This window comes from Marinobacter caseinilyticus, assembly GCF_011074955.1.
GTDB classification, from domain to species: domain Bacteria; phylum Pseudomonadota; class Gammaproteobacteria; order Pseudomonadales; family Oleiphilaceae; genus Marinobacter; species Marinobacter caseinilyticus.
In genome coordinates this window covers 57,354-82,933 of sequence record NZ_WUQJ01000036.1, presented here as the reverse complement: position 1 = coordinate 82,933, position 25,580 = coordinate 57,354, and the positions used below count along the sequence as shown (strand labels likewise).

General features: G+C 57.6%; 22 protein-coding genes. 11 read left to right on the top strand and 11 right to left on the bottom strand.

The features are described from left to right. Positions 1 to 97: 97 nt before the first annotated feature. Positions 98 to 2,254 (bottom strand): DNA topoisomerase III, encoded by a 2,157-nt coding sequence (locus tag GRX64_RS18360; RefSeq protein ID WP_166269446.1) that lies wholly within the window; start codon positions 2,252 to 2,254, stop codon positions 98 to 100. A gap of 163 nt (positions 2,255 to 2,417) precedes the next feature. Between GRX64_RS18360 and GRX64_RS18355 the strand changes: the two genes are divergently transcribed. Both GRX64_RS18355 and GRX64_RS18350 read left to right on the top strand, forming a co-directional pair. Continuing rightward, positions 2,418 to 2,750 (top strand): BolA family protein, encoded by a 333-nt coding sequence (locus GRX64_RS18355; RefSeq protein WP_166269444.1) that lies wholly within the window; start codon positions 2,418 to 2,420, stop codon positions 2,748 to 2,750. Between the two features lie 19 nt (positions 2,751 to 2,769). After that, positions 2,770 to 3,396, top strand: coding sequence for an L-threonylcarbamoyladenylate synthase (locus tag GRX64_RS18350; protein WP_166269442.1), 627 nt, complete (start codon positions 2,770 to 2,772; stop codon positions 3,394 to 3,396). A 25-nt stretch (positions 3,397 to 3,421) separates the two neighbouring features. On the opposite strand, the gene GRX64_RS18345 is transcribed toward GRX64_RS18350, so the two are convergent. The 7 genes from GRX64_RS18345 to GRX64_RS18315 form a co-directional block, all read right to left on the bottom strand. Further along, complete coding sequence (locus tag GRX64_RS18345; protein WP_166269440.1) at positions 3,422 to 4,063, bottom strand: hypothetical protein; 642 nt, start codon at positions 4,061 to 4,063, stop codon at positions 3,422 to 3,424. A gap of 106 nt (positions 4,064 to 4,169) precedes the next feature. Next, positions 4,170 to 5,303: a lipocalin-like domain-containing protein gene (locus GRX64_RS18340; RefSeq protein WP_166269438.1), complete on the bottom strand. Its 1,134-nt coding sequence runs from the start codon at positions 5,301 to 5,303 to the stop codon at positions 4,170 to 4,172. Further along, positions 5,300 to 7,603: an FtsX-like permease family protein gene (locus GRX64_RS18335; RefSeq protein ID WP_166269436.1), complete on the bottom strand. Its 2,304-nt coding sequence runs from the start codon at positions 7,601 to 7,603 to the stop codon at positions 5,300 to 5,302. Before GRX64_RS18335 ends, GRX64_RS18340 begins: the two co-directional genes overlap by 4 nt. Beyond that, a complete protein-coding gene (locus GRX64_RS18330) occupies positions 7,600 to 8,274 on the bottom strand; it encodes an ABC transporter ATP-binding protein (RefSeq protein WP_166269434.1) in 675 nt (224 codons plus the stop codon). Before GRX64_RS18330 ends, GRX64_RS18335 begins: the two co-directional genes overlap by 4 nt. 105 nt (positions 8,275 to 8,379) lie before the next feature. Beyond that, the gene (locus GRX64_RS18325; RefSeq protein ID WP_166269432.1) at positions 8,380 to 8,865 is read right to left on the bottom strand and encodes a DUF6231 family protein; all 486 of its coding nucleotides are present in this window, start codon (positions 8,863 to 8,865) and stop codon (positions 8,380 to 8,382) included. Next, positions 8,862 to 9,272, bottom strand: a complete 411-nt coding sequence (locus tag GRX64_RS18320) for a YkvA family protein (RefSeq protein WP_166269430.1) — start codon at positions 9,270 to 9,272, stop codon at positions 8,862 to 8,864. Before GRX64_RS18320 ends, GRX64_RS18325 begins: the two co-directional genes overlap by 4 nt. Before the next feature lie 94 nt (positions 9,273 to 9,366). After that, the gene (locus GRX64_RS18315; RefSeq protein ID WP_166269428.1) at positions 9,367 to 9,645 is read right to left on the bottom strand and encodes a YebG family protein; all 279 of its coding nucleotides are present in this window, start codon (positions 9,643 to 9,645) and stop codon (positions 9,367 to 9,369) included. A gap of 193 nt (positions 9,646 to 9,838) precedes the next feature. On the opposite strand from GRX64_RS18315, the gene GRX64_RS18310 reads away from it, so the two are divergent. After that, positions 9,839 to 10,528: an SDR family oxidoreductase gene (locus GRX64_RS18310; protein WP_166269426.1), complete on the top strand. Its 690-nt coding sequence runs from the start codon at positions 9,839 to 9,841 to the stop codon at positions 10,526 to 10,528. A 449-nt stretch (positions 10,529 to 10,977) separates the two neighbouring features. Beyond that, positions 10,978 to 11,532 (top strand): gamma-glutamylcyclotransferase, encoded by a 555-nt coding sequence (locus tag GRX64_RS18305; protein WP_166269424.1) that lies wholly within the window; start codon positions 10,978 to 10,980, stop codon positions 11,530 to 11,532. Positions 11,533 to 11,545: 13 nt separating this feature from the next. Here GRX64_RS18305 and GRX64_RS18300 read toward each other — a convergent pair whose 3' ends face one another. The 3 genes from GRX64_RS18300 to GRX64_RS18290 form a co-directional block, all read right to left on the bottom strand. Continuing rightward, a complete protein-coding gene (locus GRX64_RS18300) occupies positions 11,546 to 12,163 on the bottom strand; it encodes a TPM domain-containing protein (protein WP_166269422.1) in 618 nt (205 codons plus the stop codon). Between the two features lie 71 nt (positions 12,164 to 12,234). Continuing rightward, positions 12,235 to 12,990, bottom strand: coding sequence for a TPM domain-containing protein (locus GRX64_RS18295; RefSeq protein WP_166269420.1), 756 nt, complete (start codon positions 12,988 to 12,990; stop codon positions 12,235 to 12,237). Beyond that, positions 12,990 to 13,607 (bottom strand): LemA family protein, encoded by a 618-nt coding sequence (locus GRX64_RS18290; protein ID WP_166269418.1) that lies wholly within the window; start codon positions 13,605 to 13,607, stop codon positions 12,990 to 12,992. The genes GRX64_RS18295 and GRX64_RS18290 overlap by 1 nt, the downstream gene beginning before the upstream one ends. A 283-nt stretch (positions 13,608 to 13,890) precedes the next feature. Here GRX64_RS18290 and GRX64_RS18285 point away from each other — a divergent pair, with 283 nt between their 5' ends. From GRX64_RS18285 to GRX64_RS18255, 7 genes are all read left to right on the top strand, one after another. Then, entirely contained in the window at positions 13,891 to 14,694 is an 804-nt protein-coding gene (locus tag GRX64_RS18285; protein WP_166269416.1) for a flagellar motor protein MotA, read from the top strand. A gap of 33 nt (positions 14,695 to 14,727) precedes the next feature. Next, positions 14,728 to 15,795, top strand: a complete 1,068-nt coding sequence (locus GRX64_RS18280; protein ID WP_166269414.1) for a peptidoglycan -binding protein — start codon at positions 14,728 to 14,730, stop codon at positions 15,793 to 15,795. A gap of 69 nt (positions 15,796 to 15,864) precedes the next feature. Further along, on the top strand, positions 15,865 to 19,608 hold the full coding sequence (locus GRX64_RS18275; protein ID WP_166269412.1) for a DUF1631 family protein: 3,744 nt from the start codon (positions 15,865 to 15,867) through the stop codon (positions 19,606 to 19,608). Positions 19,609 to 19,737: 129 nt separating this feature from the next. Then, positions 19,738 to 20,574 (top strand): hypothetical protein, encoded by an 837-nt coding sequence (locus GRX64_RS18270; protein WP_166269410.1) that lies wholly within the window; start codon positions 19,738 to 19,740, stop codon positions 20,572 to 20,574. Then, positions 20,571 to 23,576 (top strand): coiled-coil domain-containing protein, encoded by a 3,006-nt coding sequence (locus GRX64_RS18265; protein WP_235937747.1) that lies wholly within the window; start codon positions 20,571 to 20,573, stop codon positions 23,574 to 23,576. Before GRX64_RS18270 ends, GRX64_RS18265 begins: the two co-directional genes overlap by 4 nt. Beyond that, positions 23,569 to 24,966, top strand: a complete 1,398-nt coding sequence (locus GRX64_RS18260) for a hypothetical protein (protein ID WP_166269408.1) — start codon at positions 23,569 to 23,571, stop codon at positions 24,964 to 24,966. Before GRX64_RS18265 ends, GRX64_RS18260 begins: the two co-directional genes overlap by 8 nt. After that, positions 24,953 to 25,561 carry a DUF4194 domain-containing protein gene (locus GRX64_RS18255; RefSeq protein WP_166269406.1) on the top strand — a complete coding sequence of 203 codons (609 nt, stop codon included), beginning with the start codon at positions 24,953 to 24,955 and terminating at the stop codon, positions 25,559 to 25,561. The genes GRX64_RS18260 and GRX64_RS18255 overlap by 14 nt, the downstream gene beginning before the upstream one ends. Positions 25,562 to 25,580 lie beyond the last annotated feature (19 nt).

Here is a 25,580-nt window from a genome sequence, read left to right as displayed (position 1 = left end):
GCACGACATTGTGACAAATCCGTAAGCTTTGGTCAGTGTCATTGTGTAGAGTTGCGTAACCGGGAAGACACTCTAAGTCACCGCTATCCGGTGTTTTTCATTTTTTTTGAGGTTGCCTGGGCTTTCCGTTCAAGTCACTCACTGTTTGTCGGCAGGCAGGGTAATTACTGCAGCCCCAGAACCAGGCTTTTTTACTTTGCCGTCTTACCAGTGGCGAAAAGCAGTGGGGGCAGGGGACTGGCTTCTGGTCTGTGCCGTCGCTCGGGGTGCTGTCTTCCAGAGGTCGCGTGCCGTTGCAGTCCGGATAGCGGGTGCAGGCCCAGAAGGTGCCGTATTTGCCCTCGCGCTGACGCATCGGTGTGCGGCATTTCGGGCAATGGACGTTGGCGTCGGTTGTGACTTCGGGGGCCGGCTTTACCCGCGACTCGCCGAGAAAAGCGGTAATCTGGGATTTTATCTGGGAGATGAACGCTCTTGGATCGCCGGCGCCCTGGCGAATGCCCTCCAGCGTCGACTCCCAAATGGCCGTCATATCGGGCTGGCTGACCGACGGCGGTAACGCCTCTATCAATGCCAGGCCCTTGTCGGTGGCTTTGATAAAGCGACTGTCCCGATAAAGATAATCCCGCTTGAACAGTGTTTCGATAATGCTGGCTCGGGTCGCCTCGGTGCCTAGGCCATCGGTATCACGCAGGGTTTGACGCAGGGCAGCGTCACTGACAAACCGCGCAATGTTGGTCATTGCCGACAACAAGGTGGCGTCGGTGAAGTGCTTCGGTGGCTGACTCCGTTGTTCCTTAACGCTCGCGCTGTCACATAGGACCGGGTCGCCCTTTGCCAACCGGGGCAGGGGAGCTTTGCCGGCCTCACGTGACGCTTCCCGCCGGCGCAGCTCCAGCGCCTTCCAGCCCGCTTTAAACACCGCAGTCTCCGAGGCCCGAAATCGGTGCTCACCGATGGTGAGGGTCAGCTTGCCTTCACGGTGCACGGCTGCGGCGCTGAATTGCATCAGGTAGTGGCGACTGATCAGCTCATAGATTTTGGCTTCCCGCTGACTCAGGCTGCCCGACGGCCGCGTGCGAGCCGTTGGAATGATGGCGTGGTGGGCGTCGACTTTTGTGTCGTTCCAGGCCTGTGAGCGCAGTGACAGGTCGGCCTGCTCAACAAAAGTCGCAAGCCCGGGGTTAACCTGGCTGATGGCCCGGGTGACGGCTTGGCGTTGCTCGAAGTGACCCCCGGGCAGGTAGCGACAATCGGACCGGGGGTAGGTAATGAGCTGATGGCGCTCGTACAGGTTTTGCGCCGTATCGAGCACCTCTTTTGCTCCCATCTGGAACAGTCGGCCAGCCTCTATTTGCAGGGACGACAGTGAAAACGGCAAGGGTGGTGTTTCGTTACGGTCGCGAAACTGACTTTCTGTTATTGACCCCGGCCGACCCTGGATGTCGGTAACGATCTGTTCCGCCAGGTCGCGGTTCAGTAGGCGGTCTTCTTCGTCAAGGTGGTCGCGGTGTCGTTCATCGGGCTGCCAGAGGGCTTGAAACGCCGGGGTCTGCTCCGTCTCGGCATCGCGGCATTCAGCCGTAATGCGGAAATAGGGTGTGGATTGAAAATCACGGATGGTGTTGTCCCGCGTCACCACCAGGCCGAGCACCGGTGTCTGGACACGCCCCACCGAATAGACACCTTGTTCGCCTTGCTGACGGTAAGTCAGGGTATACAACCGTGTGAGGTTGATGCCAAACAGCCAGTCGGCTCTCTGGCGGGCCAGTGCCGAGTGTGACAGACGCCTGAATTGACGGTTGTCCTGCGGGGTGTTGACGGCGCGGGTGACGGCGGCCGGGGTCAGGTCGTTGATCAGAATGCGCTCGACCGGGCACTGGGCCCCGAAGTAACGGATCACTTCATCCACCAGCAACTGGCCCTCACGGTCGGGGTCGCCAGCGTGCACGATGACCTCCGCTTTGCGGATCAGGGCGCCCAATACGTCCAGTTGCTTGCGAGCACTTTCCCGGGGCATCAGCCTCCAGTGCTCGGGAAACACCGGCAGATCGTTCAGGCGCCAGCTTTGCCAGCGGGGATCATAGTGTCCGGGTTCCGCGGGCTCCAGCAGGTGGCCGATGCACCAGCTTACAATTACGGCGTCGTGTTCGGGGCCACAGCGAAGCCAGCCGGGACCCTTTTGGATCGGACCCGGCAACGCCGCGGCGATGGCGCGGCCGAGGCTGGGTTTTTCAGCGATATACAGTCGCATGGCATTCCGTCGTGGCGCTAATGGGAGAGCGAAGATGGCGAATCACCGGTTCACTGTCAAGCAGCTGCGACGGTCCTGGTGTACACTAAGCCCAGTGAGTCTGGCGTGTTCGTCGGATGTTTTACCAGACCGTTTCAATGGATTAAAGGAGTTAACTTCAGGCATGTCGATCCAGCAGTCGATTGAGCAAAAACTGGCAGCGGAGTTCGAGGCTGAGCACTTGGCTGTTGAAAACGAGAGCCACATGCACAGCGTTCCACCAAACTCCGAAACCCACTTCAAAGTCACGATGGTGTCCGGGCGCTTTGAGTCTTTGGGCAAGGTCAAACGGCACCAGACCGTGTATCAGGTGTTGGCCGCTGAACTGGCCGGCGGTGTGCATGCGCTGGCCTTACACCTTTACACGCCCCAGGAATGGTCGGCTCGGCAGGAATCTGCGCCGGCGTCCCCCCAGTGCGTGGGTGGGTCCAAACATGACCCCGCTAACCAAGCCTAATCTTGATACAGGATACGTTATGAGTCAGTTTTTCCAGATTCATCCTGAGACCCCGCAAAAACGATTAATCAAGCAAGCCGTCGAGATCCTGCAGCAGGGCGGCGTGATTGTTTACCCGACGGATTCGGGCTATGCACTGGGGTGTCATTTAGGCGATAAACAGGCCGCGGACCGTATCAAACGGATCCGGCGGCTGGATGACAAGCACAACTTCACCCTGGTGTGCCGGGACCTTTCAGATGTGGGCATTTACGCCAAAGTGGGCAATACCCAGTTTCGGCTGCTGAAAAACTTCACGCCGGGCCCCTACACGTTCATCCTCGATGCCACCGGTGAAGTCCCCAAACGTCTGCTGCATCCAAAGCGCCGCACCATTGGCCTGCGCGTGCCTGACAATGCCATTGTCCAGGCTCTGCTGAGCGAGCTGGGCGAGCCTATTATGAGCAGCACGCTGATTCTGCCTGGTGAGAGTGAACCGATGACCGATCCTTACGATATACGGGAAACGCTGGAGCACGAACTGGACTTGATCATTGATGGTGGATTTTGCGGCATGGAGGCGACCACGGTGGTCAACATGTGTGGCGATGTGCCGGAAGTGACCCGGGTCGGGAAGGGCAATCCGGCGCCGTTCCAACTGGGTTAGCCAGAGCTCCGCTGCGATATTGCACTCAGGCCTGCGCGTTGAGGCTGAAGGCGTAGTGGCGTGGATTGCCTGCCGCTTCGACACGCTCGGCGCTCAGGGTCTGGCGCAGGTTATCGTAGCGATGGACCAAGTCACCCAGGCCGTTAAATTGCTGATTATCACTGACCAGTGTGTCCAGCAAGCTGTTATTCACACCATAGGCTTTGTTGAGCTTGAGCGCGGTATCCACAAACGCCAGCGTGGGCTCGTTCATGCTTAATCGACCAAAAGCGTCTTTGAAGCCCTTGTTGTTATTGAGATCCAGTTCAATCTGCTGCCTCAGGTTTTCCGGCATCCGGGCTTCCAGCGCCAAGGTACCACCGGATGATCGTTGAACCGCCATGCGCGTGGCGGGGTTCAGATTGTACTCGGCAAGTTTGTGCCGCAAGGTCTCACGTACAAAGGCAGCGTCTTGCCCCACATCCGATTTGTAGCGACTGACCGCGAGTCGCGATGAGGCCTTTGGTTGCTCGCCCCCATTGAGTGTCACACTGTCATCTTGCTTGCCCGTCGCGTCTTGCGGAGCCGTGGCAGACGCCTTCTGTTGCTGGGCTTGAGCCGCACTGCGGCTTTCGGCCGCTTGTTGGAAACCGGCGCCAAGGCGGGCCAGTGATGAGAGTAGTGACACGTGTATGCTCCTTCTGTGCCGGCGACCGATGTCAGCAAACCGGCAGTGTTACGTCGTTCAAAGGAGACTAAGCATTTTTAATGCCATCGGTGGGCAGGTGCGGCAATCAGCGGTGATAACCGGTCATCTCCAAATAACCTGTGCCGCGGTGACTGCCGCTGACGGCGACGGGGCTTTCCCAATAGGGGAACACGCCATCGTTCCAGTAGTTGCCCGGTGGGACGGTAACGGCCACCACAATGTTTTTCGATGGGATGGTGAGCCGCCACTGGTCCGGAACCGTCCCGGCGCTGGTTTTGCGTCGATGCAGCGGCTCGAGGGTGAACTGGTTGGCGCTCAGGGTTTCGACCTCGCCGTTGGCAGCGACCCAGGTCGCGGATCGGAACGGCTGGTCCTCCTGGCCCAGGCGAAAGGCCATTACTTTGTCACCGTTACCGAGATGCAGCGCCAGCCAGTCCCAACCGCCTTCCTCGGCTTTTAAAAGCTGACTGCTCCATTCCCGATCAAACCAGCCTTGGCCGGACACTGCGAGAGTCTGGCCATCGATGGTCACTGTGCCGTCAATGGCGAGATCGACAAAACTGAAATACATTGAACCCTGACCGTCGACTGATTTGGCGCTGAACCCGTTTTGGCCATGGCGGACAATGGGACGCTGAGGGCGAATGCGCAGAGTGTAGTGCCAGTCGCCAGCGCCAGCGCCTGCGCTGAGTTCCCAGTGACCGTTCTGTCCCTCGCTCAGTTGCCAGTCGTCCAGCCAGACGTGGAAAGGCTCCGCGGTGGCTCCGGTCTGGCCGATGCCGCCGCGGGCCAGGCGCTCCTCAAACACATGGCGGCCGTCAAACGACACCGCGGCGTGGCTCATCCAGATCGTATCCAGGGGCCAATGGTGATCCACGGTGCCGGGGTCGTTGGCCGTTGGTGGCTGCAGCCCGCGACGAAATTGCGTCCATTGCAGACCCATGGGCGTGCCCTCTGCGGTCGTCAGATTGGCGGTGAGATACCACCATTCAATGCGGTAATCGGGATGAGGGCCCATGTCTCTGGGTAATTCAATACCGTCTCTGGGGGACGGCTGCCGGAAACCTTCTTCGGCGATGTCCCCAAGCCCGGCAAAACTGCTGTCCAGCGACGAAGTCTCAGAGCAGGCGGTGACTGCACCGATCAACAGGTATACGAGCCACGTTGGGGTCTGAATCCGTGCGACAAAGCCGGGCCAGTGCCATTTGAAACCGGTCATCCTGCCTTTTTCTCCCTGCCCGTGCCCGAAGGATGATGGGGTTCCGTGCTACGGCGAATGCTGGCCGGACTCAGGGCAATTTGTGGTGCCAACAAGACCGCCAACACCAGCCCTACCGCCAGGCTCAGGGCGACGATCATCAGCCAGAAACCTGGGTAGGTGGCCATGGGCAGTGACCAGCCAAATGCCAACGGATTAATGCGCGCCACCAAGACCCAGGTCAGAAAAACGCCCAGTGGCAGCGCGATCAGGGCGATGGCCCCGGTCAGCAGCAGCCCGTGGCGGATCAGCCAGCCCCGTACCTGTGTGGCCGACAAACCCCAAACCTGTAGCAGTTGGTAATACCAACTTCGGGAGGCAAACAGAGTGAGTGCCATCAATAACAAGGCGACCCCGGCCAGCAGCAGCGTCATGGTGCTGATGGCGCGAGTGAGGGCAAAGGTCTGGTCGAAAATCCTGACCGCCAGTGTGCGGATTGCCTCATTGTCCCGAACCTTAACATCGGACGTCTGCCAGGCCTGAGCCAACTGCTGTTGAAAAGATTCAACGCCGCCGGAGCGCAAGCGCACGGCGAAGCTGGAGGATTGATAGGGCCAATTTTCAGGCCATAGCGCCTGGTCAATCACCACCTCACCGGCCGGACGACCGTAATCGGCGTAAACGGCGGCAATGGTCGCGGTCATGGTGGTCGTCCCCAGCGTTAAAGTGATTGCATTGCCGGCGGCCAAACCATGACGCCGCGACAGCTGCTCATTGATCAGCACCTGTCCTGCTGCGACAGCACGCCAGACGGTGTCGCCATCGGTCGGTGTACCCGCGGAAGCGTCTGCTACTCCGGTATCGCCTGGCACCGCCGTCGATAAAAACTCCCAGCGCCGCAGAAGCGGCGATGCCGACTCAATCGCCATCACGTCCAAGGAGCCGAAACGGGACTGGGCACGACCGCGCAAGACGCTGTGCAGCGCGGACACCGACGCCAGGGACGCGAGCCGTTGCCGGGCCGTTTGCCGCTCCAGCGCCGGCGGCGCCTGAACATACACATCACCCTGCAAACGCTGGTCCAGCCACTGGTAGAAGGTGGATTCAAAGGTGGCCACCAAGGCATGCACGGCGATTACGGTTGCGGCTGCAAACTGCAGGGCCGCCAGTGGCAGGGCGAGCTGGCGAACCATGGCCGAAACCTCTGACCAGGACCAGCTCAGCAGCGGGCTGGCTGACCGGCGTGCCAAACGCTCAAGTAGCAAGGGTAAGTTCAGGGTGGTGAGCCAGCCGTAGCCGGCAAGCACCAGGGCGATGCCGGCGAACTGCCCGGTCAGAGAGGGCAGCAGCAACACCACCCCAACCCCTGTCGCCAGGGTTAACCAGGCGGCGGTCATCTGTGCCGGTTTGTGCCGTGAGGGTTGATGTTCAAACAGCCGGTCGGCCACTGCCCAAATCATCACAATGACCAGCATCAGCAGGGGCGCTAACCAGGATAATACGGAGGCGGTTTGAGTATACAGACTGACACTGAACAGTCCCGATAGCACCTGGTCAAAGCCCGCTGCAAAGCCTCGGGCCAGCACTCGGCCGAGGACCAGACCGAGCCCGCCACCTAGGAGGGCGAACAGGGTGATTTCAACCACCAGGTGCCAGCGAATACGCTGGGCGGTCACACCGTGACGTTGCAATAACACCAGCGAGGCCTCGCGCTGGGTCATCCCGAGTACAAACACACTGCGGACCAACAGGGCCGAGATCAGCAACACCAGTGCGCACAGTGCGTCCAGATTCAGCAGGAAACTGTCGGCAAGCTGCTCGGTGGCCACGGTTCCAGGTTGTTGTTCAATGCGGTAATCGGATGGCAGTCCGGACGTTGTCTGGTCGATGAACAGTGTCAGGCGGGTTGGCCATCGGGTGCCGGCAATCGCCTCCGCTTCGCCGATATCCACAAACACTCCGGGGTGCGCCCTGGCATTGGGCGCGCTCTGCGCTGCGAAACAGGCCAGCGAGAAGGCGTCGATGCCAATGAGTCGGCCCTGTGGCGCGGGGCGCTCTACCACCAGTTGTGGTGTTACACAGACCCCGAGACGTCGCAGTCTCACAAAGTCCGAGACGCCAACGGGCACGCCATCGTTGCGCAAGACAACATGACGCTGGGCCAAGGCCGCGTCGCTTGCGCTGAAACTGGCGCGGGCTTGTTGGGACAGACTCCAGACGCCGCTCCACAGCGCAGTTGCAATCAATAATATGAGCAGCAAGGCCAGGAACTGGAGAGGGTGCCGTCGATAATGGCTGAGAAGCGCACCGGACAGAGTCACGGATCACCCAGCCCGGTGGCCATCAGCGAGAGCGTGGTGTCGCAACGCGCGGCCAGGACCGGGTCGTGAGTTGACAGCAGCATGGGACAGCCGGTGTCCTGTTGGTGGTGAAACAGCGCATCGGCGACTTGCCGGGCGGTGGCGACGTCCAGGCTGCCGGTCGGCTCATCGGCCAACAGCAACGCCGGGCGCATGGCAAAGGCCATCGCCAGCGCCGCGCGCTGACGTTGGCCACCGGAAACCTGATCAGGAAAACGGTGGCCGAGGTTGTCCAGTCCCAGCAGGTTGAGCCAGTGTTCGGCGTTGGCGTCGGACGTGCCTGCCAGCTGCGCCCGCAGTCGAATGTTGTTGGCAAGGGAGAGCGTGGGCATCAGGTTGGCGTCCTGGAAGACGGTGGCGATGCATTGTCCCCGCAGCTGAGACCACCGCTTTTGGCTACTGTGGCTGACCGTCTCGCCAAACAGCCGAATGGCACCGGCATCGGGTGGTTCAATGCCGGTCAGGATGTTGATCAGGGTACTCTTGCCACTGCCTGACGGCCCGACGAGAGCCGTCGAGTGGTGCAGTGGCAGGGTGAATGTCAGGTTTTCGAGCACCCGCACCTGCTCATTGCCATCGACAAAGGATTTATAAAGACCGGTTACCGATACGGCTGGACAGCCCACGGACATTGCCCCCTGTTACATAACTGATGATTGTTGTCAGTCTATACGAAGCCGGTACGGATGCGGTTGAGAATGGGCCGGTTTGTTAGTCAGTTCGGGCAGACGGGCATGCTACCAGCGGGCCTTGTCCCACATTTCCGGGTTGGCCCAGAAACGTGCATTGTTCCAGTCCCGCTTGTGGTTGTAATTGGATATATTGTAGGTGTAGAGGGTTAACGGTGGCTGAGACTCAAACTGGGTGAGACGCTTGAACCCCAGACCGATAAAGTCCTGAAACTGCCAGCGATCGGAGTCAGCGACCAGCACCGCGATCTGGTGCGTTCCATAGTTGCGCAACTGGCCGAGCAGCAAAGCGCCGTTTTTCTGAGGGTGATGTTCCAGCGTCTCGGTGATCAGTGCCACATCGTACGGCCGGGATAGGGCGTGCTCAACCGTGAGGGTATCGGAGGTCAGCACCGTCACCCGGGTGTCTGGGTGGGCTTGGTGCCAGCTCTGGCCGAGGTGCTGGGCCAGTTGGCCACACACCAGCAGTGACTGAGGCTGACACGCCTCTATCAACCCCGAGAGGCACTCCGCCGCTGCCGTTGGCGCGCTCATGCCGGGTCTTCCTCGCTGCTTTGTTGATGCTTCCAGGCCGCGTAAGTGGCCAAATCCGACTCGACCATTGACAAACACGCAGCCAGGACGGCGGCATCGTCAAACAGGCCGAAGCCGACAATCAGGTCTGGAATCAGGTCAATCGGGTTCAGCACATACAAGAGTGCCCCGGCGATGGCCGCGATGCTCATCCAGGGCACCGCCCGATAACGGCCATTCCAGTAATCGCCAAGCATGGAGAACATCACCTGGATGTCCTCCAGAAACCGCCGCAGTGGCCCTTTACGCTGGGCTTTGGCTTCGATGGCGGCCCGCTTCGACAAGACGTGGCTTAAATCCCGCTGATTAACATCATCGGCGTGCGCCTGCAGCGCAGACTCTGCCTGTTCATTGCTGATCGTGCTCATAATGATCCTTCGATGAAGCGTGATGGATGCGAGCATTATTATATCACTCTGACGCCTCGAGCTGTGACCGCACAACGGATGGTTATCGGTTCCATCAGCCTTCGTCTTCCGGCGTATTCAGCACAGACGGTTTCTTGAAGGCTTTTTTAAACAGCTCGGAATGTTCGGCAATCGCCATGGCACAGGCTTCTGCGGTTTCTTCATTAATATCACTGACCTTCGCCTGGAGAAATACGCTGATTTCTTCGGAAAGCTCAAGAATCCTGTCTCGCGCATCGGCCTCGGCCTTACTTGAGAAGATCATGGTGTCGGGATTCTTTAGTGCCACGTCCAGCCCGTCCTTTTCAGTATAATACAAGGTTTTCACCGCCATACAGCAGCCACTCCTGTGGGTTTGTCAGTGATTTACTGGTTGAATATACAGTATGACTATATGACTATGGATCATCAAGGGCAAGGGGTGTTCAATTGAAAAATGTTGCGGTGTTCATTTTGGTCCGACAGGGTGTAAGTCCATGACAACATCACAACCGTAGAATGTCCCACCCCCAAGTAAGGAGACAATCATGGTTCAGAAAGTGATGGTAATTACCGGCGCTTCATCGGGCATTGGCGCTGCAACAGCAAGAGCCGCGGTCAAGGATGGGTATCGTGTGGTGCTGGCCGCCCGCACGCCCGAAAAATTAACGTCTTTGCAACACGAGCTGGGTGGGCCGGACCACGCCCTGGCACTGACGTGTGACATGCAGAATTTTGAACAGCAGTTGAAAATGGTGGAAGACACCCTGACGCATTTTGGTCAGATCGATGCGGTTTTTGCCAATGCCGGGCGCGGGGGTTCTCCCGGGGGCTTTAGTAGCGCGGACCATGAGGCCTGGCGAGACATGATATTGACCAACGTTTATGGCGTTGGTCTGACCCTTCAAGCGACCTTGCCGGCGTTGCGCAAGTCCCGCGGGCATGTGCTTTTGACGGGCTCCGCGGCGGGCAGAGCTACCATCCCCGGTTCCATGTACAGCGCCACCAAATGGGCGGTGACCGCGATTGGGTACGGTGTGCGCGAGGAGCTGCGAGGCAGTGGTGTGCGTGTCACACTGATTGAGCCCGGCATGGTGGATACGGCGTTTTTTGATCAAAAGCCTGAACATGCATTGGTTGATGAGGACATTGCCCGCGCGGTGATGTACGCGGTTTCGCAACCTGCCCACGTCGACGTCAATGAAGTCCTGATAAGACCCACGCCAAAAGTGGAATGACCGGTGGTGTTCGCAGGTTGAGGTCGTCATCAAACGCTGTTTTGTGTCCAGGTGCTGTTGCATAAACGCTGTCGTATCAGGCAGCAGTGAGTGGACTTACAGGGTTAAAGGGGCGGCCGATTGAGGCCGTGTCGTTGTTTTTTGCGGCCGTCACTTCCAGCCCCCATCCCGACTGTTTTAGAGTACCGTGTTATGCTGACGTTCCGGCGGCTGTACAAGCCGCGGGCCAGGGAACCTATGAATAAGTCTATAGGCAATTCTGGCTGTCCCTGGCAGCCGGGATCAAAGCGTGGCTTCGCAGGAAAGCTGGTAGCTTTTCAAGAAGGCGGCACGCAGAGTCCGGTTGTCAGGACAACCCCTTCGGGCAAGCCTTGCCAGGAAGGCTCTCAAGGCGTGCTGAATCGTCAATAGACTTGTTCAGAGGTTCCTTAGGCATTTGAGGGTGACTCATGTCGACTAATACCATTGAGCTCAATCGTAGCCGGTTCCGATTTGATGACGTGGAATCGGTTTGGCTGTTCGGTTATGGATCCCTGATCTATAAGGTGGACTTTCCTTTTCTGGAGCAGCGTGCGGCGCGGATACATGGCTGGACCCGTCGGTTTTGGCAGGGCTCTCACGACCATCGCGGAACCCCTGAATCACCCGGGCGGGTGGTTACCCTGGTGAAGCAGGCCCATGCGAGCTGTCGCGGCATTGCTTACCGGATATCGCCGGAGGTGTTTTCGCATTTGGATGTGCGCGAAAAGAACGGCTATTTGCGCTTTGCAACGCCCATGGTGTTCGACGACGGCTCATCGGAGGAGGGGCTGGTTTACATTGCCACCGACGACAACGAAGCGTATCTCGGCCCCGCTGACGAAGCGGTCATCGCCCGTCAGATCGCCGGGGCCTCGGGGCCCAGCGGCCGCAACGACGAATACCTGCTAAAACTGGCAGACGCACTGCGGGAGCTCGGGGACGATGACCCTCACGTCTTTGAAATCGAACAACATCTGACGTGATGCTGAGTGGGAATCAAGGCAACACTACCAGATGATTCGGTAGCTCGTTACGTTCGTGGGTGGCTGGAACATGGTTTTTCAGATGCGTCCCGCACTGGTCAATGCAGTCCAGAAAGCCCTGAAGCGTCTCACCCTGCTTCACCCGCCGGGTAAAGGATTCAACAATCTCCTGCCACACCGCATCATCGATTCGGCTTGAAATGCCCTCGTCCGCCAGAATTTCAACATAGCGCTCGGCCTCCGACACAAAGATCAGTATCCCGGTGCCGTCTTTCGTGTGGTGGAGGTTCTGTTCGAGAAACTGCCGGCGGGCCAGGTTGGAGGCGCGCCAATAGCGAACCGCTCGCGGAATCAGGCGCGTATTAAGCTGGGGCAGCCGACCGGCCAGGCTAAGCACAACAAAGGTGGTCCACTGCAGCAGCATTAAGCTGTCGGCGTTGAACCAGCCAAAAAAGTAGTTAAGTATGCCCGGCACCAGCAGCGCGAGCACGCCCGCCCACACCAGTGGTATGTAGGCGTAGTTGTCAGCCTGGGGCGCCAGAACCGTCACCAGTTCAGCGTCGGTTTCCCGTTCTACTGCGTTGATGGCGGCCGCCACCTGATCCTGTTCATCTCTGTTCAATAATGTCATGGATGCTGTTCGCTTATTCATTGACTGGTGAATTGAGCCACATGGCTGGGGTAATTCTGGTGGGCGAGTTCCTACCAGCCACCAGAGGCGCCGCCCCCGCCGAAGCCACCGCCTCCGCCGCCAAAGCCACCACTGCGGCCGCCCAGGCTGGCACCCAGTAAGGCGCCGCCAAGTAATGCGGCGCCCCCGCGGCTGCGTCCGCCACGGCCCCGTCCGCCGCCGACGAAGAAAATGACCGCCATCATGATAATGAAAAACAGTGCTGCTCTGGCCAGACTGGGTTTTTCCCGGCTTTGATCAGTGACCGATTGGGTGGGTTGTGCGAGTGGCTTGCCACCCAGAACCTGGATCATCGCCGCAGTGCCGTTGACGATGCCATTGCTAAAACTGCCCTGACGAAAAGCCGGAGTAATGATCTGGTTGATGATTGTAGCGGAGGTGGCGTCGGTTAACCGACCCTCCAGACCGTAGCCGACCTCGATTCTGACTTGGCGCTCCTGCTTGGCCACAATCAGCAAGGCACCGTTGTCCTCGCCTTTTTGACCAATGCCCCAGTGCCGTCCCAGCTGGTAACCGTAATCCTCGATGGCCTTGCCCTGAAGGTCGGGCAGGGTAACAACGACCACCTGCTCGGTGGTGGCTTGCTCGTGGGCCTCAAGCATCTGGCTCAATGCCTGCTCGGTTTGGCTGTCCAGCATATCGGCCTGATCCACCACCCGTCCGGTCAGATCTGGGAATTCCGGCGCCGATTGCGCCAGCGCTGCAGAGGCTGAAAATATCGTCAGAACCCAGGCCAACAGCACACTGTGTCGCACGTTAGAACCCATCAGAATTCCACCTTCGGTGCTTCCTCAGCATTGTCAGTGGTGGCTTCAAAGTTTTCTCGCAGCGGCATGTCGCTGTAGAGCATGCTGTGCCAGATGCGACCGGGAAAGGTCCGGATTTCGGTGTTGTAAAGTTCCACTGCCTGAATAAAGTCGCGGCGAGCAACGGCGATACGGTTTTCAGTGCCTTCCAGTTGAGACTGCAGGGCCAGGAAGTTCTGGTTGGATTTTAAGTCAGGATAGCGCTCGGATACCGCCATTAACCGACTCAGGGCGCTGCTCAATTCGCCCTGGGCTTGCTGGAACTGTTTCAGTTTTTGCGGGTTGTTCAGAATGCTCTCGTCCACTTGAATGGACGTTGCTTTGGATCGGGCCTCGATAACCGCCGTCAGGGTGTCTTTTTCCTGAGCGGCAAAGCCTTTGACGGTTTCCACCAGATTGGGTACGAGATCGGCGCGCCGCTGATACTGATTTTCAACCTGCGACCAGGCGGCTTTGACCTTCTCGTCATAGGTCGGAATGTTATTGATGCCGCACCCGGATAACACCAATGCCAGTAGCATGATCGACGTCAGTTGCCATAGCGTCCGTGTGGGGGGCTGAAGCTGAAGAGTTCGCATGTGTTTTTCCCGGGTATTGATCGTTGAATGGGTGCCAGTTGGTTGACCGTATTTCAGAGGTACAGTCATAGGCAGACAGAACACTAGTTGGTGGCAAATTCTGGGTTTTCAATGATGTTGGTTCGGGTTTACGCCGCTGTCGCTCGATGAATTGCTTATGCGTAACGGTTCCTGCAGTGACCGGTTTTTAGTTTTTGGTAAGCCGGTTGCTGTCCACCGCCACAACGCCTCGGACCATGTGCTAAGGTTTAGCTAGCTTTCAAACTCAACGTTGGTGGTGGCAATGAGTAACCCCAAACACACTTTGTTTTGGATGACGGTTTTTCTGCTGGTGGTGCTGACCGTTTGTGCTTTGATCTACGCGCCTTTGCAGACCGCCTTTATGGCGAACTGGGTCTTTAACTTGCTGATCGTGTGCGTCCTGTTCATTGGGATTGGGCTAACGTATCGGCAGGTCATCGTCCTGTTTCCCGAATTACGCTGGATTTCCCAGTTCAGAACCGGCCACGCCGGGTTGTCCGTGCTGCAAGAACCACGGTTGCTGAAGCCGCTGGCGAGGCAGTTGGGAGACGACTACAAGCGTGATCAGTTTTCGCTGTCAACGCTGTCGCTCAGAACGGTGCTGGACGGGATCCACACTCGAATGGACGAGCAGCGGGAAATAACCCGCTACTTCATCAGCTTGCTGGTTTTCCTGGGTCTGCTGGGGACGTTTTGGGGCCTCTTGGGGACGATTAATGCAGTTGGTGCGGTCATTGTGAACCTTAATATGGATCAGAGCGATTTCGGCGAGGTTTTTGCCGCGCTTCAGACCGGCTTGTTGACGCCGCTGGAGGGGATGGGCACCGCCTTTAGCTCATCACTGCTGGGGCTTGGTGGGTCTCTGATTCTGGGTTTTCTGGACATTCAGGCCGGGCATGCCCAGAACCGCTTTTACGATGGTCTCGAAGAATGGCTGACCGGGGTCACCAATCTTGTGGACACCGTTGGTGGCGGCGTTGCTGCCAGTGAACTGGCCCGGCAGAACATAGAACAGCTGGAAGATGAGAACCAGCGCTTGCGGGACAAACTGGCGGGCAAGGAGTGATGCGATGCCCGGTAATCCTCGGAGTCTGCTTCCATGCTAGGGTCTAAACGCCGCACCAGAAGCACGATCAATGTTTGGCCGGGATATGTGGATGCCCTGTCGGCGTTGCTGATGCTGGTTATATTTATGTTGCTGGTGTACGTCGTCAGCCAGCTGTATCTCTCCCAGACGTTGTCGGATCGAAATTCGGAATTGGCAAAGTTAAACAACCGGTTGGCCGATATTTCGAGGTTGCTGGGATTGGAGCGGAAAAAAAACGACGCACTCGAAGAGCAAATGATGGTGGTGCAGAACGATTACAGCGCCAGCCTCGCGTTAAGCCAACGGTTACAGGAGACTTTGGCGCAGGAGCAGGCGGAGGTGGAACGCTCCCAGGAGCAGCTCGCATCGCAGGCGTTGAAAATTGACGATCTGGTGGCGGTGGTCAAGGAAGGGGAACAGGCGCTGGCAAATGAAGAGGCACTGTCGGCCTCCCAGGTCGCCTTGATCACACGATTATCCAATCAGGTGGCGGCCTTGCAGGCGCAGCTCAATGAAATCACGGCCGCGCTGCGTCTACAAAAAGGATTGACGGCAACCAAGGAGTCCGAGCTGGAGAAACTGGGGCAGCGTCTCAATACCTTGCTGGCGGAACGGGTGAATCAACTGGAACGCTACCAATCGGAATTTTTCGGTCGGCTGCGAGAGATCCTGAAGGCGAATGAAAATATCCGCATTGTCGGTGACCGGTTCCTGCTCCCGTCCGAATTACTGTTTGCATCCGGCTCGGCTCGCCTGGGCGAGCCCGGACGGGCCGAGCTCGATAAGCTTGCCGAGGTCTTGCTGGATGTTGCCGCGACCATTCCCAAGGACATCGACTGGATTCTTCGTATCGACGGTCACACTGACCGGGTGCCCATCAACACCGCGGCTTTCCCTTCCAACTGGGAGCTTTCGACCGCGCGGGCAGTGGCCGTGGTCCGTTATCTGGCCGATCAGGGCGTGCCGGAAGAGCGCATGGCAGCCGCTGGCTTTGGCGAGTTTTTCCCGGTTGCAACCGGGAACAGTGAACAGGCATTACAACGAAATCGGCGTATAGAGATCAAATTGACGGATCGATAATCGGGCCATGCATTCAGGCCCGCCACGCCCTAACACAAGGCGGTGGGGTTATTACAGTCAGGAGGATTGATGACTTCAAGGGAGCGTCGGCAGTATCGTCGCCATAGCCTTCATCATGGTGTGCTCGTGGTAGCTCGCGGTCTCAATCCGGTTGCGGGAGCGCTGGGCAACATTTGTGAATCCGGTATGTGGCTGGAACAGGTCACCTCACTGGCACTTGCTGAATTTCTTCAGGCACAAAAGGATGCCGTGGTTGAAGTCCATCTGTTCATCAAACGGTCCGGACTGGAGCAGCATCATCGCGTGATGGCAACAGTCAGACGCATCGATGGCAGTAATCTGGGCCTGGAGTTTCTTGAACCCAACCCGGATCTGCTGCGATTACTTATCACAACCGGATCCTATGACGGCAAGGCTGCGGTCACGCATAAAAATCGTCGCCAACAGCTCTGGCGCCTTGTACGTCAGCACTCCCAGTCACTGGTTCAGGCGCTGCTGGAAACCTTCAGTGAGTACGGCTTGCATAGCATTGAACAGCGTCTTGGCAGCGCCACCCTGTTGGCGGAGATCCATCAGTTGAACGACGGCAAGCAACTTTTGGTGCGACAACGCACGTCGCTGTCCAAAATGTTCAACCACCGATTAAACCTGTCCATTGCCGAATTGGAAAACAACGAAGCCATCAGCGGGGCGCAAGGCGGGCTCGGTGTGCTTGATAAAGGGGTCTTCGAGGATTGGTTGACGCTTCAGGCAGTGGCAAAATCGGTGGGCGATCGCAACAAAAACGTGCTGTTCAAATTAAATCAGGCCCTGTCGCAGATAACCCAGAGGGATCTGACGAATCGTACCAACCCGCTGGGGCCGACCGAGCTCTGTCATAGTCTCCAGTCGGCCATTTTCGATTCCGGTTTCGGCGCCCTGACCCGGCCCGCGCTTTATGAGGCGTTTGAATCGTCCCTGTACGATCATTGGTTGCGCTCCATTGAGGCGCTGCTGCAGCGACTCTCCGATGCGGGGTTGCGGGTTCTGGGCATGGAGAATTTGCCCCTGAACTGGCCGTCTGTTACGCAGGCGCCGGTCAAAGCCAAAGCTTCTCGTGAACTGTCCTGTGAAGAATCGCCAGACCCGGTTCTCGAAACCGGCGCCGCAGAGGTTCGCCCGGCTGAGCCTGAACGGGCGGATAGAAAACGGCTGGCCTCCGGCAGTGTACTTCGGTTGGTGGGGTTGCAGCGCGATCCGACATCAACGGACGCTCACAATGCGCAGCCCCCGTCCGAAGCCATCAGGCAACTGCACACCCTGAAAGCCGAATTGCGCCGCGTACTAAGTGAACCGGCGTCCAGCCTGCAGGCGGCTATCGCCAATGCGGCGGAACAGAACGGGTCGCTGAAGGCTGCGATGAATCAGGAGGCGATGGACCGAGCGGGGCTGGTGGATAAAATTTTCGCACCCCTGGCAAGCCAGACCAAACTGCCGGATAACATTCGTGAGCACCTGAACCAGTTGCGTGTGCCGGTGCTGCAAGTGTTGTTGGAGACGCCAGCATTCCTGGACGAAGAAGATCATCCCGCCCGTGAAATAATCAACAATCTGATGCGCTTGAGCCTGGCTGACCGAAGCTCAAACAAGGTGCTGGAACGCACTGTTTCAGACATTGTCACGCAGTTATTGGATGCGGAACATCTGGATGACGACCTGTTTCAGCAGGTCGGTCGTCGCCTGGTCACCCTGATTGAACGCCAGGATCAATCGTTCGGGCGCAACGCCGAACGTATTTCAAAAACGCTTGAGGGCCAGCAGCGTCTTAAAGAGACACGACAAGCCGTCAAAAATCGTCTTGATGTGAGATTGTCAGGCCGTAACGTGCCCGTTGTCCTGCTGGAGCTACTCCACGCCGGCTGGGAGCAGCTATTGGTGCTGGCCATACTCAAGGAAGGCGCCGATAGCCTGATGTTCACTGAACGGTTTGCGGTGGTGGATCAGATTCAGGCCTGGCTGGGACAGGAAGCGGGTCACGAAGACATCGCATTCGAACGTGAGCTTGAAAGCTCGGCGTTGTTGCGGCTTGTCGAGCGTGAATTGGCGGGCCTTGGCGACTCGTCTCGGTGGCTCGACGTTGTCAAAAACCTGAAGGGCCAGTTGGTTGATGAAATCCGGCCCGACCGAGAGTGGGTGGAAGCGTACCCACCGGGCGAGCAGGCGCCGGCTGCTCCAGAATCCTATCACCCCGAAAACAGTCGATGGGTCGAGCGCGTCCATCAACTCCAGGTCGGAGACTGGATACTTGTCCGTGATGGCGATGACGAGGCTCAACGCATGCGGCTGGTCTGGGGCGGGGAGGATGTCTATCGGTTTGTCTTTTTAACCGGCCAAGGCATGCACGAAGTGGAGTACGACCTGGCCGGCCTGATCAAGCGGTTTGAAGTAGGGGACATTCAGCGGGTTGATCAAAACCAGGTGCCTTTTGTGGACCAAAGCCTCTTCGACATTGTGCAGGATGTCTATCGGGAAATGGCCATCAAAGCCACCCAGGACCCACTCACCGGATGCCTACAGCGGCATGGGTTCGAGAAGCAATTCGCCTGGATGGTCTCGCAGAGCAAGCCGGATCAGGCCGACGGGGCATTGATTGCCCTTGATATCGACCAGTTCAGTATCGTGAATGCAAGTTACGGAACCGCTGCCGGTGACGCGATGTTGCAAAAACTGGGTGCGATGTTGGCGGATCTGCAACCGCGAGGCGATGAGTCGTATCTGCTGGGGCGTTTGAGTGGCAACGAGTTCGCTGTGGCCATCCTGCCAATGGCGCACGAAGACGGGCTCGATTTTGCCGAACGGCTCAGGCGCCAGTTCAAGCAACAACAGTTTCACTACCAAAATGCGGAGTTCTACAGCTCGTTGAGCGTCAGCGTCAATACGTTCGATGACGCCTCGCCCGAGCCAGGAGAACTGCTCAATCAAAGCAACCTCGCGCTGAAATCGGCCAAAAAGGCGGGTGGAGATCGGGTTGAAGTGGTGGGCGTCGGCCAGCAGCAAAGTCGGCAGGCAATTTCCTGGGTATCGCGCATTGACAGCGTTCTCGAAAGTGGCGCCCTGTCACTGCGTGCTCAACGTATTGTCCCGGTAAGTGACACGGGCCCGGCCTACTACGAGATACTCTTGGGTTTGCAGGACAACGAAGGCAACACCATCTCGCCACAAGCCTTTATTGAGGCAGCAGAGCAATTTCGACGCAGTACCCGGATCGACCGCTGGGTGTTGGACAACGCGTTTGACTGGATGCAGGCCAATCCGGACATTGTGGCCTCGGTCGGCGGTTTCAATATCAATTTGTCCGGGGCGTCGCTCAGTGATGACGCCTTCTTGAGTTATCTGGAGGACACCGTTCGCGGGGGCCGCGTGCCGGCCAACAAGCTGTGCTTTGAAATTACTGAAACCGCCGCCGTCGCCAACCTGCACTATGCCGCCGATTTCCTTCAGGAAATGAAACGCACAGGTTGCCAGTTCGCGTTGGATGATTTTGGCACAGGTCTGGCTTCCTATGCCTATCTTCAGCGCCTGCCCGTGGATTTTCTGAAAATAGACGGTGTGTTCGTGAAAGACCTGAACGATAATCTTTCCAATTACGCCATGGTGCGTTCCATTAATGAGTTAAGCCACTTCCTGGGCATTAAAACCATTGCAGAATACGTTGAGGATTTGGAGATTCTTGAGGCGTTGCGTGAAATGAACGTGGACTACGCTCAGGGCTTCGGGCTCGCAAAACCCCGGCCATTAAATTCAATAAAGGCGGAACCAGCCACGAAGTTCTGACACCGCCTTGGGTAAAATCCCCCGTAAGCAGCATCGGAAATTAGTGGCATTTTGACGCTAACGATGGGAACCATTGCCTGCTCAGGCGGTGCTTCCTGCTCGATTAGTGATGGCAGAAGAGGTGTCAAAATGAGTAATGGCGGCAGGAGTCTGACTCGCTACATTGCCTGCATCCGTGAGGGTTTGCCCATTAATTATTACGGTTTTGTCCAGGCCCTGCCCGAATCCGTTCGCTTTCGTCACGAATCACTGTTTCGGACCGAAAAAGTGGCATCTAATCGTTGGCGAGTGACCTGTTTGAACGAGTCGATACTGGATGCCCTTGAGGCGGCCGCGGCCGCACCGGAAAGCCGGACCGAGGCGGCCGCCAAAGGCGATTCGCATCAATATAGGACGGCCCGCTCGTTTTTGCTGGTATACCACGCTGAGCTATCTGATGAACGGCCCGCCGTGGTGATGCTTTCCGTTGACCACTCGGTGCAGGACTTCGTATCGAAACCGAATGCGCTGGTGGTCGAGAACGAGGAAAATTTTGCCCGACCCGAGGCCATGCTAGCGTTTGCCTCTCTGTGTTCGGGGCGGTTACTGAGTCTAAGCAATACCGATGTGATTTTAGGGGGCGGTAGCCGTATCGCACGGTCGCTCAACGTCGCCTGGTTGAAATGCTACGAGCAACTCTGGTGTGCCTTTGACTACGATCTCGGGGGCCTGAGACTGTACCAGGCATTGCAGAAAAAACTGGGCACGCGGGTCGTCTTTGTCCAGCCCGCTGACTGGCATGACTTCTACTCGCGGTTTACGATGTCACCCAAATCCACCGACCGGTGTGTTCAGGCCATCACCCTGGCCAGTGCCATGGGCTTTGATGCCCTGGCGCGGGCGTTCCGGGAAACGGGCCACTTTATGGAGCAGGAATGTGTGCTGGACAATATTGAAGCGCTACAGAGCAGTGGGGGTTCCGAGTGAGTCTTGATCAGTTTGGATTTCGCATCCGACGCCTGGTGCTTGTCGATTCGGCCGGGTTCTGTTACGTCGAAATTCCAGTCGATGAGCATGCCGTTATTCTCGGCACCGGCAACCTGGGCAAGTCAAGCTTGCTGAATTCGTTACGGCTGTTTTTATTGCCGGAAACCAATTTCCGTAACAGTCGTAAGAAGTTCTCCTTTCGCAATGCCAGCGCCGGAAGCTATTACACCAATGAAGAAAGCTACCAGCATTACTTTCCGGGCCAGTACAGCTTCCTGATTATGGAGGCGGAAAATCCCGCCGGTGTCCACTGTCAGATTCTTTACCGGGACCGCTCCAGCGATCTCAGTTACGGTCGATTGTTTGTTCCGGCGGCGTACGACGACCTGCGCCCGCTATTCTGGACCATGGGCGACGATCACGATGGCATCGGCCACGCAGTGTCGGGTCTCTCGGTCAGTAAAGTGGCGGAGTCGGTCAAGAAGCTGTCCGCCAAGGCAGTGGTCACCAATGACACCAACAAACTCAAGTCGATGCTCTACAGCAGTGACCTGATGTCGCCGGATGCCGTGCGCTATTCCGTGTTGCCGCTGGCGGATGGTGACGAACGCAAAGTACAGTCACTGCGGACATTGATTTTGCTGCTGTTTGAAATGAAGGCGGATGATCGCGCCATGGCGGATGCGGTCGCCAGTATCATCGAAGCCGATAAAAAGTTTGCCGATGACGCTTTTGATTTCGACATTGATCAGTTTTTGCTGCGCCATGAAGAGCTGAAATCCCAGAATGAACATTTGATCCGGATTGAGTCCGAACGGCCAAGATTTGGCAAATTGACCCAGTCCTATCAGCGTCTCCATGAGGTTGAGCGCAGTCAAAGTGAATTTGCCGCGTTTCGAGCGGGGCTGGCGCAGGCGCTGGAACAATCCCGCAGCGCCCACCAGCAGGCGAATAATGCGCGGGCCGACCTGAAAGAAACCCACCGCCATGCCAGCAAGCAGTTACAGGATCAGGATGACCGCCTGAAAGAACTGAATGGTGAGATAAAAACCCACCGAAAAAACCTGAGCAAAGCCGAAGACGACCAATGCCGTGGTGAGTTGATGATGTCGCAGTATGCGGGCATGAGCCGGGACGAGGTGCATAGCATCCTGACGGAAGAACTGGAGGCCGCGGAATCCCAACTCAGGGCCCTCAAGAATGCTGCTCAGGCGCAGGTCCAGACACAGCGGTTGAACGCACAGATTAACGCGGTCGACGAGCGCTTGAAAAAGCTCATTGACCGTCAGCAGCGGCAGAAATGGCAGTTGCATCATCAATTGGAGGACGCCGTTCTGCAGCCGTTGCAAGCGGTCGACTCACGACTGGCACTGGCAAGCCCCGGAAAGGCCCTGGACGACGCAACCAGGGCCACAATCCGGGCATTCACCGAGTTGTTCCGACCGCAAGGTGAGGGCTTTGAGTGGTTTGATACTGTTTTTGAGCGTCGCGACCTGCATCAGGAAGACCTGGAGGCCGAGCGACGTAAATTGTCGGAGGAGCGCCGGGAGCTGCAACGGCGCCTGGACGAACTCGCCGGCGGTGATAACGAAGCGTTCGACCGACCCCGGAAAGTTGCTGATACCGAAAAGGAAGTTCAGGCCGCGAAGCAGGACCTGGAGCTGCTTGACCGGTTGCCGGCGGCAACCATCACCGGCCGGGATGCCGAAACCGGAATAAACGAGTGTGAGAAGGTTAAGGCAGAGGCCGAGCAGGCCCTGTCTGTGGAACGAGAACGGCTGGATGCGGTCAGTGTAAAGCTGGCGCGGGCGGAGTCGGACCTTCGGCACGTGGTTGAACGGGAGAATGAGTTTATCCAGCTCAATAAAACCGTGGGGTCGCTGCAACACCGGATTCCAGTGTTGGCGTCGGCCGTCGCTGAGGTGCCGCTGACGCCGGAGGCACTGACGGTGGTACACCTGGACGACATCGGTCAACGGCTGGAGGCGCTGATCGAGTTGCGGCATGCGGTGCTCAACCATCTCCGGCATTTTGTGTTGGTCGGCATTCTGGAAGACGGTGACGGCCAATTACAGCTCGATAGCCCGCCGGCAACAGACATCCGGGACGCCTTTCAACGGCTCGGAGAGGCGTTTTCGGAGTTAGCGGAGCAAGAGCAGTTGCTCACCGGCCAGATCAAGGCCCACAACGAAACCGTAGCCAGTTATCGGTTGGCATTGAAAGCCAACCATGAACACATTCGACGGTTTGAGAATCAGCTCAATGGTGAACTGGACGGCGTGACGATTAATGATCTGGTGGAAATCCGCGTAGATATTCACACCGATCCCAAGTTCCGCAACCTGGTGGAAGAGTCTGACGCCATTGACCCCTATTCGGATCAACTGCAATCCGACGCCTTTTACGACCGGTTGCGGGTTTTTGTGGCGGAGTTTTTCACCGACCAGTCGCAAGGGTACCGGTTGACCATGGACCGGGTCATCACCGGCGTGTCGTACCGCACTCGCAAACGCAATGGTACGGGCCTGGATACCAAAGGTCAGTCCACCTCCACCACCGCATTGATTAACCTTGAACTGGTGCATCGCTTGCTGCGGCGCGTGCTGTACCCGGGGGTTCGGCTGTCCTTTCCGATGGTGCTGGACGAGTTGGCGAGTATCGACGTCAGCCAAATGCCGTCGCTATTGGAACGCTTGAAGGCTCAGGGGTTCAACCTGTTTTCCGCGGCCACCCACAGCGCCAGTCCGGAAGTCATTTACCAGGTTGGTCGCCATCTGGAAGTGGGGCAAATGCGCACAGCGAAACCCTACGACGCCCGTCGAACCCTGGTATTCTGGGGCGGGGCGGAAGGGTTCCGGCGGTCCGACGGGGAACACTGGGTGGACCAGACTCAGTCTGGCCTATGGGACAGTACTGAGGAACCGGCCAAGATGGAACACGCTGTGAACGCAGGACACGCTGTCGACGAACGCAGTCCGTTGGAGGGCGAGTCGGGTGAGTAAGCAGTTCAGCACTCTGGAAACGACCCGCATCCTGTTTGAGCATCCTAAGGTGATGTTCCACATGATTGAGCGGATGGATCGGGTTGCGGTGCACTATGTGCTGGAAACCGATCTGATCCGGTATGTGCTGGATTACTCCGGCACCTTAAAAAAGGCCGATCAGGCCCGACTTCGGCGTGCGTTCAGCACCGATAACCTGTTTCGCAGCGGTGTTGTCATCGATATCGACAAGGTGCAGGGTGAGCGCCGCCTGGTCTTTCAGGATGCCCTGTTGGGCTTGATGCGCGCATGCAATGCATCGTTGTATCAGGAGTTGACGGACGCGCGCTTGCGATCGTATCTGGTGACTCTGCGGGACGTGCTTGACCGTCTCAGGGTCAGCAGTTTTCATGAGGCCGACCCGGATTTCACCGAGCTACGGGACGATCTGAACGAGCGGGTCAGTCGCTTGATTGGCTTGTTGCGGCAGAACATCTTCCGCATGCAGACCATCAGCGCCGAACTGGCGGAGTTGTCCGATGAGGCCAGTCGGGGCAAAGAGCAGTTCAGTGACTTTCGCCAAAATCTGTTCGAACAGATTACCACCCTCTACGAGCGCCATATCAAACCGACGCTGGTGTTGCTGAACCCGGATTCGCAGTTGGAAGACGGCGCCAACCTCTTTGCCATTATGGACGGTATTCAGGACCTGCTGGAACGCAACGATCAACAAGCCTCGGCCGATCAGGTGTTTCGCGCGTCGCTGAGCCTCAACGCCATGCACCGGCCGATCCAGAAAGTGGCCGTGGAGGTCGACCACTTTCTACGCAAAACCCGGCGGGGCATGGTGCAATACAATGCCATGGAGCATCACTTCCAACACTTACAGACCTTGCTCGAGGCAACCAGAACGCAGGACTTGCGCAAAACCCGCCTGGATGGTCGTGGTTTTGTGCGCAGCTCGTCGTTTATGTCTGGACTCAAGGCGTCCGCGCGACCAAAACAATACGCATTCGGTCAGTCTGAGAGCTATTACCAACTGCTGTTCTCCGAACTTACCTTGCGGTTGGATGATCTTCAGCGCCAGCATGAAGCCCCGGTTCTGCCCGAGTTGACCGCTCAGGCGAGCGGTCCGGTGATGGACATACAGCGGATCGACACGTTGTTTCGCTGGGTCGATTCCCTGGAGTTGCGGCCAACCGCTGATCTGGTTCGGGAGTTGCACGGCCGGCTTGAAGGGTTCATTGACGGGTATCGGTTTCCGGATCTGTTGGTAGCCATGAACCGTCTCTCCAACCTCGATCTGACGCCGTGGGAGCTGGTCACGACGAACCGTTTCCGTCAGTTGGGGTCACCTGAGAACGAACATTATATTTATCGAAAACGCAGGTTACAGCATGCAGGACATTGAACCATCAGCGCTCGCCGACCAACCACACACGGGTTTTGAAGGCGTTTTACCGCGCGACTCAACCGCCGTATACCGCGAGCTGGTCGCAGGCCGCGTTATCTTGCGGGATATGTTCAACCCCCACCTTGGGGCGTTGGAAGATAACCGGCTGTATAACGTGCTGTACAATCACCTTAGCCACTTCCGCAAGTTCTATGAGCATCTGGGCTTTGAGCTGATGTTCAATGAGCAGGGTGCGTTTTTCTACCTGCGTGAGAATACCGATGACGAAACCGAAGAACACGACGAAAATGCCTTCCGGGTCCAGGTGATTCTGCTGATTATTGGCCGGTATTTCGCCCGCTCTGGCCGCGACCTGGAGTTTCTTGGTCGGGCGGACGCCGGCCTTAAAGAGGATGACATCATTGCCATCGGGGCAGACGATGAGTATCAGGACATGCTGCGGGCTGCCCGCCTGGAAAAAGGCGTGCAAGGGGCGATTGATTACTTGTTGAGCCGACACTTTCTCCACAAAAGCGGGGCTAGCCGGTATTTCCTGAGTTCAGCGGGTATGCACTATCTCGGCGAATTGGTCAGGGAGTATGAAGGGGGCTAAGACTAGGCGCCCCCACGAT

Bases quoted from the DNA above. Each gene is read 5' to 3' on its own strand.
- GRX64_RS18360 (WP_166269446.1), bottom strand. From the start codon at position 2,254: ATGCGACTGTATATCGCTGAAAAACCCAGCCTCGGCCGCGCCATCGCC.
- GRX64_RS18355 (WP_166269444.1), top strand. From the start codon at position 2,418: ATGTCGATCCAGCAGTCGATTGAGCAAAAACTGGCAGCGGAGTTCGAG.
- GRX64_RS18350 (WP_166269442.1), top strand. From the start codon at position 2,770: ATGAGTCAGTTTTTCCAGATTCATCCTGAGACCCCGCAAAAACGATTA.
- GRX64_RS18340 (WP_166269438.1), bottom strand. From the start codon at position 5,303: ATGACCGGTTTCAAATGGCACTGGCCCGGCTTTGTCGCACGGATTCAG.
- GRX64_RS18330 (WP_166269434.1), bottom strand. From the start codon at position 8,274: ATGTCCGTGGGCTGTCCAGCCGTATCGGTAACCGGTCTTTATAAATCC.
- GRX64_RS18325 (WP_166269432.1), bottom strand. From the start codon at position 8,865: ATGAGCGCGCCAACGGCAGCGGCGGAGTGCCTCTCGGGGTTGATAGAG.
- GRX64_RS18320 (WP_166269430.1), bottom strand. From the start codon at position 9,272: ATGAGCACGATCAGCAATGAACAGGCAGAGTCTGCGCTGCAGGCGCAC.
- GRX64_RS18315 (WP_166269428.1), bottom strand. From the start codon at position 9,645: ATGGCGGTGAAAACCTTGTATTATACTGAAAAGGACGGGCTGGACGTG.
- GRX64_RS18310 (WP_166269426.1), top strand. From the start codon at position 9,839: ATGGTTCAGAAAGTGATGGTAATTACCGGCGCTTCATCGGGCATTGGC.
- GRX64_RS18305 (WP_166269424.1), top strand. From the start codon at position 10,978: ATGTCGACTAATACCATTGAGCTCAATCGTAGCCGGTTCCGATTTGAT.
- GRX64_RS18300 (WP_166269422.1), bottom strand. From the start codon at position 12,163: ATGACATTATTGAACAGAGATGAACAGGATCAGGTGGCGGCCGCCATC.
- GRX64_RS18295 (WP_166269420.1), bottom strand. From the start codon at position 12,990: ATGGGTTCTAACGTGCGACACAGTGTGCTGTTGGCCTGGGTTCTGACG.
- GRX64_RS18290 (WP_166269418.1), bottom strand. From the start codon at position 13,607: ATGCGAACTCTTCAGCTTCAGCCCCCCACACGGACGCTATGGCAACTG.
- GRX64_RS18285 (WP_166269416.1), top strand. From the start codon at position 13,891: ATGAGTAACCCCAAACACACTTTGTTTTGGATGACGGTTTTTCTGCTG.
- GRX64_RS18280 (WP_166269414.1), top strand. From the start codon at position 14,728: ATGCTAGGGTCTAAACGCCGCACCAGAAGCACGATCAATGTTTGGCCG.
- GRX64_RS18275 (WP_166269412.1), top strand. From the start codon at position 15,865: ATGACTTCAAGGGAGCGTCGGCAGTATCGTCGCCATAGCCTTCATCAT.
- GRX64_RS18270 (WP_166269410.1), top strand. From the start codon at position 19,738: ATGAGTAATGGCGGCAGGAGTCTGACTCGCTACATTGCCTGCATCCGT.
- GRX64_RS18255 (WP_166269406.1), top strand. From the start codon at position 24,953: ATGCAGGACATTGAACCATCAGCGCTCGCCGACCAACCACACACGGGT.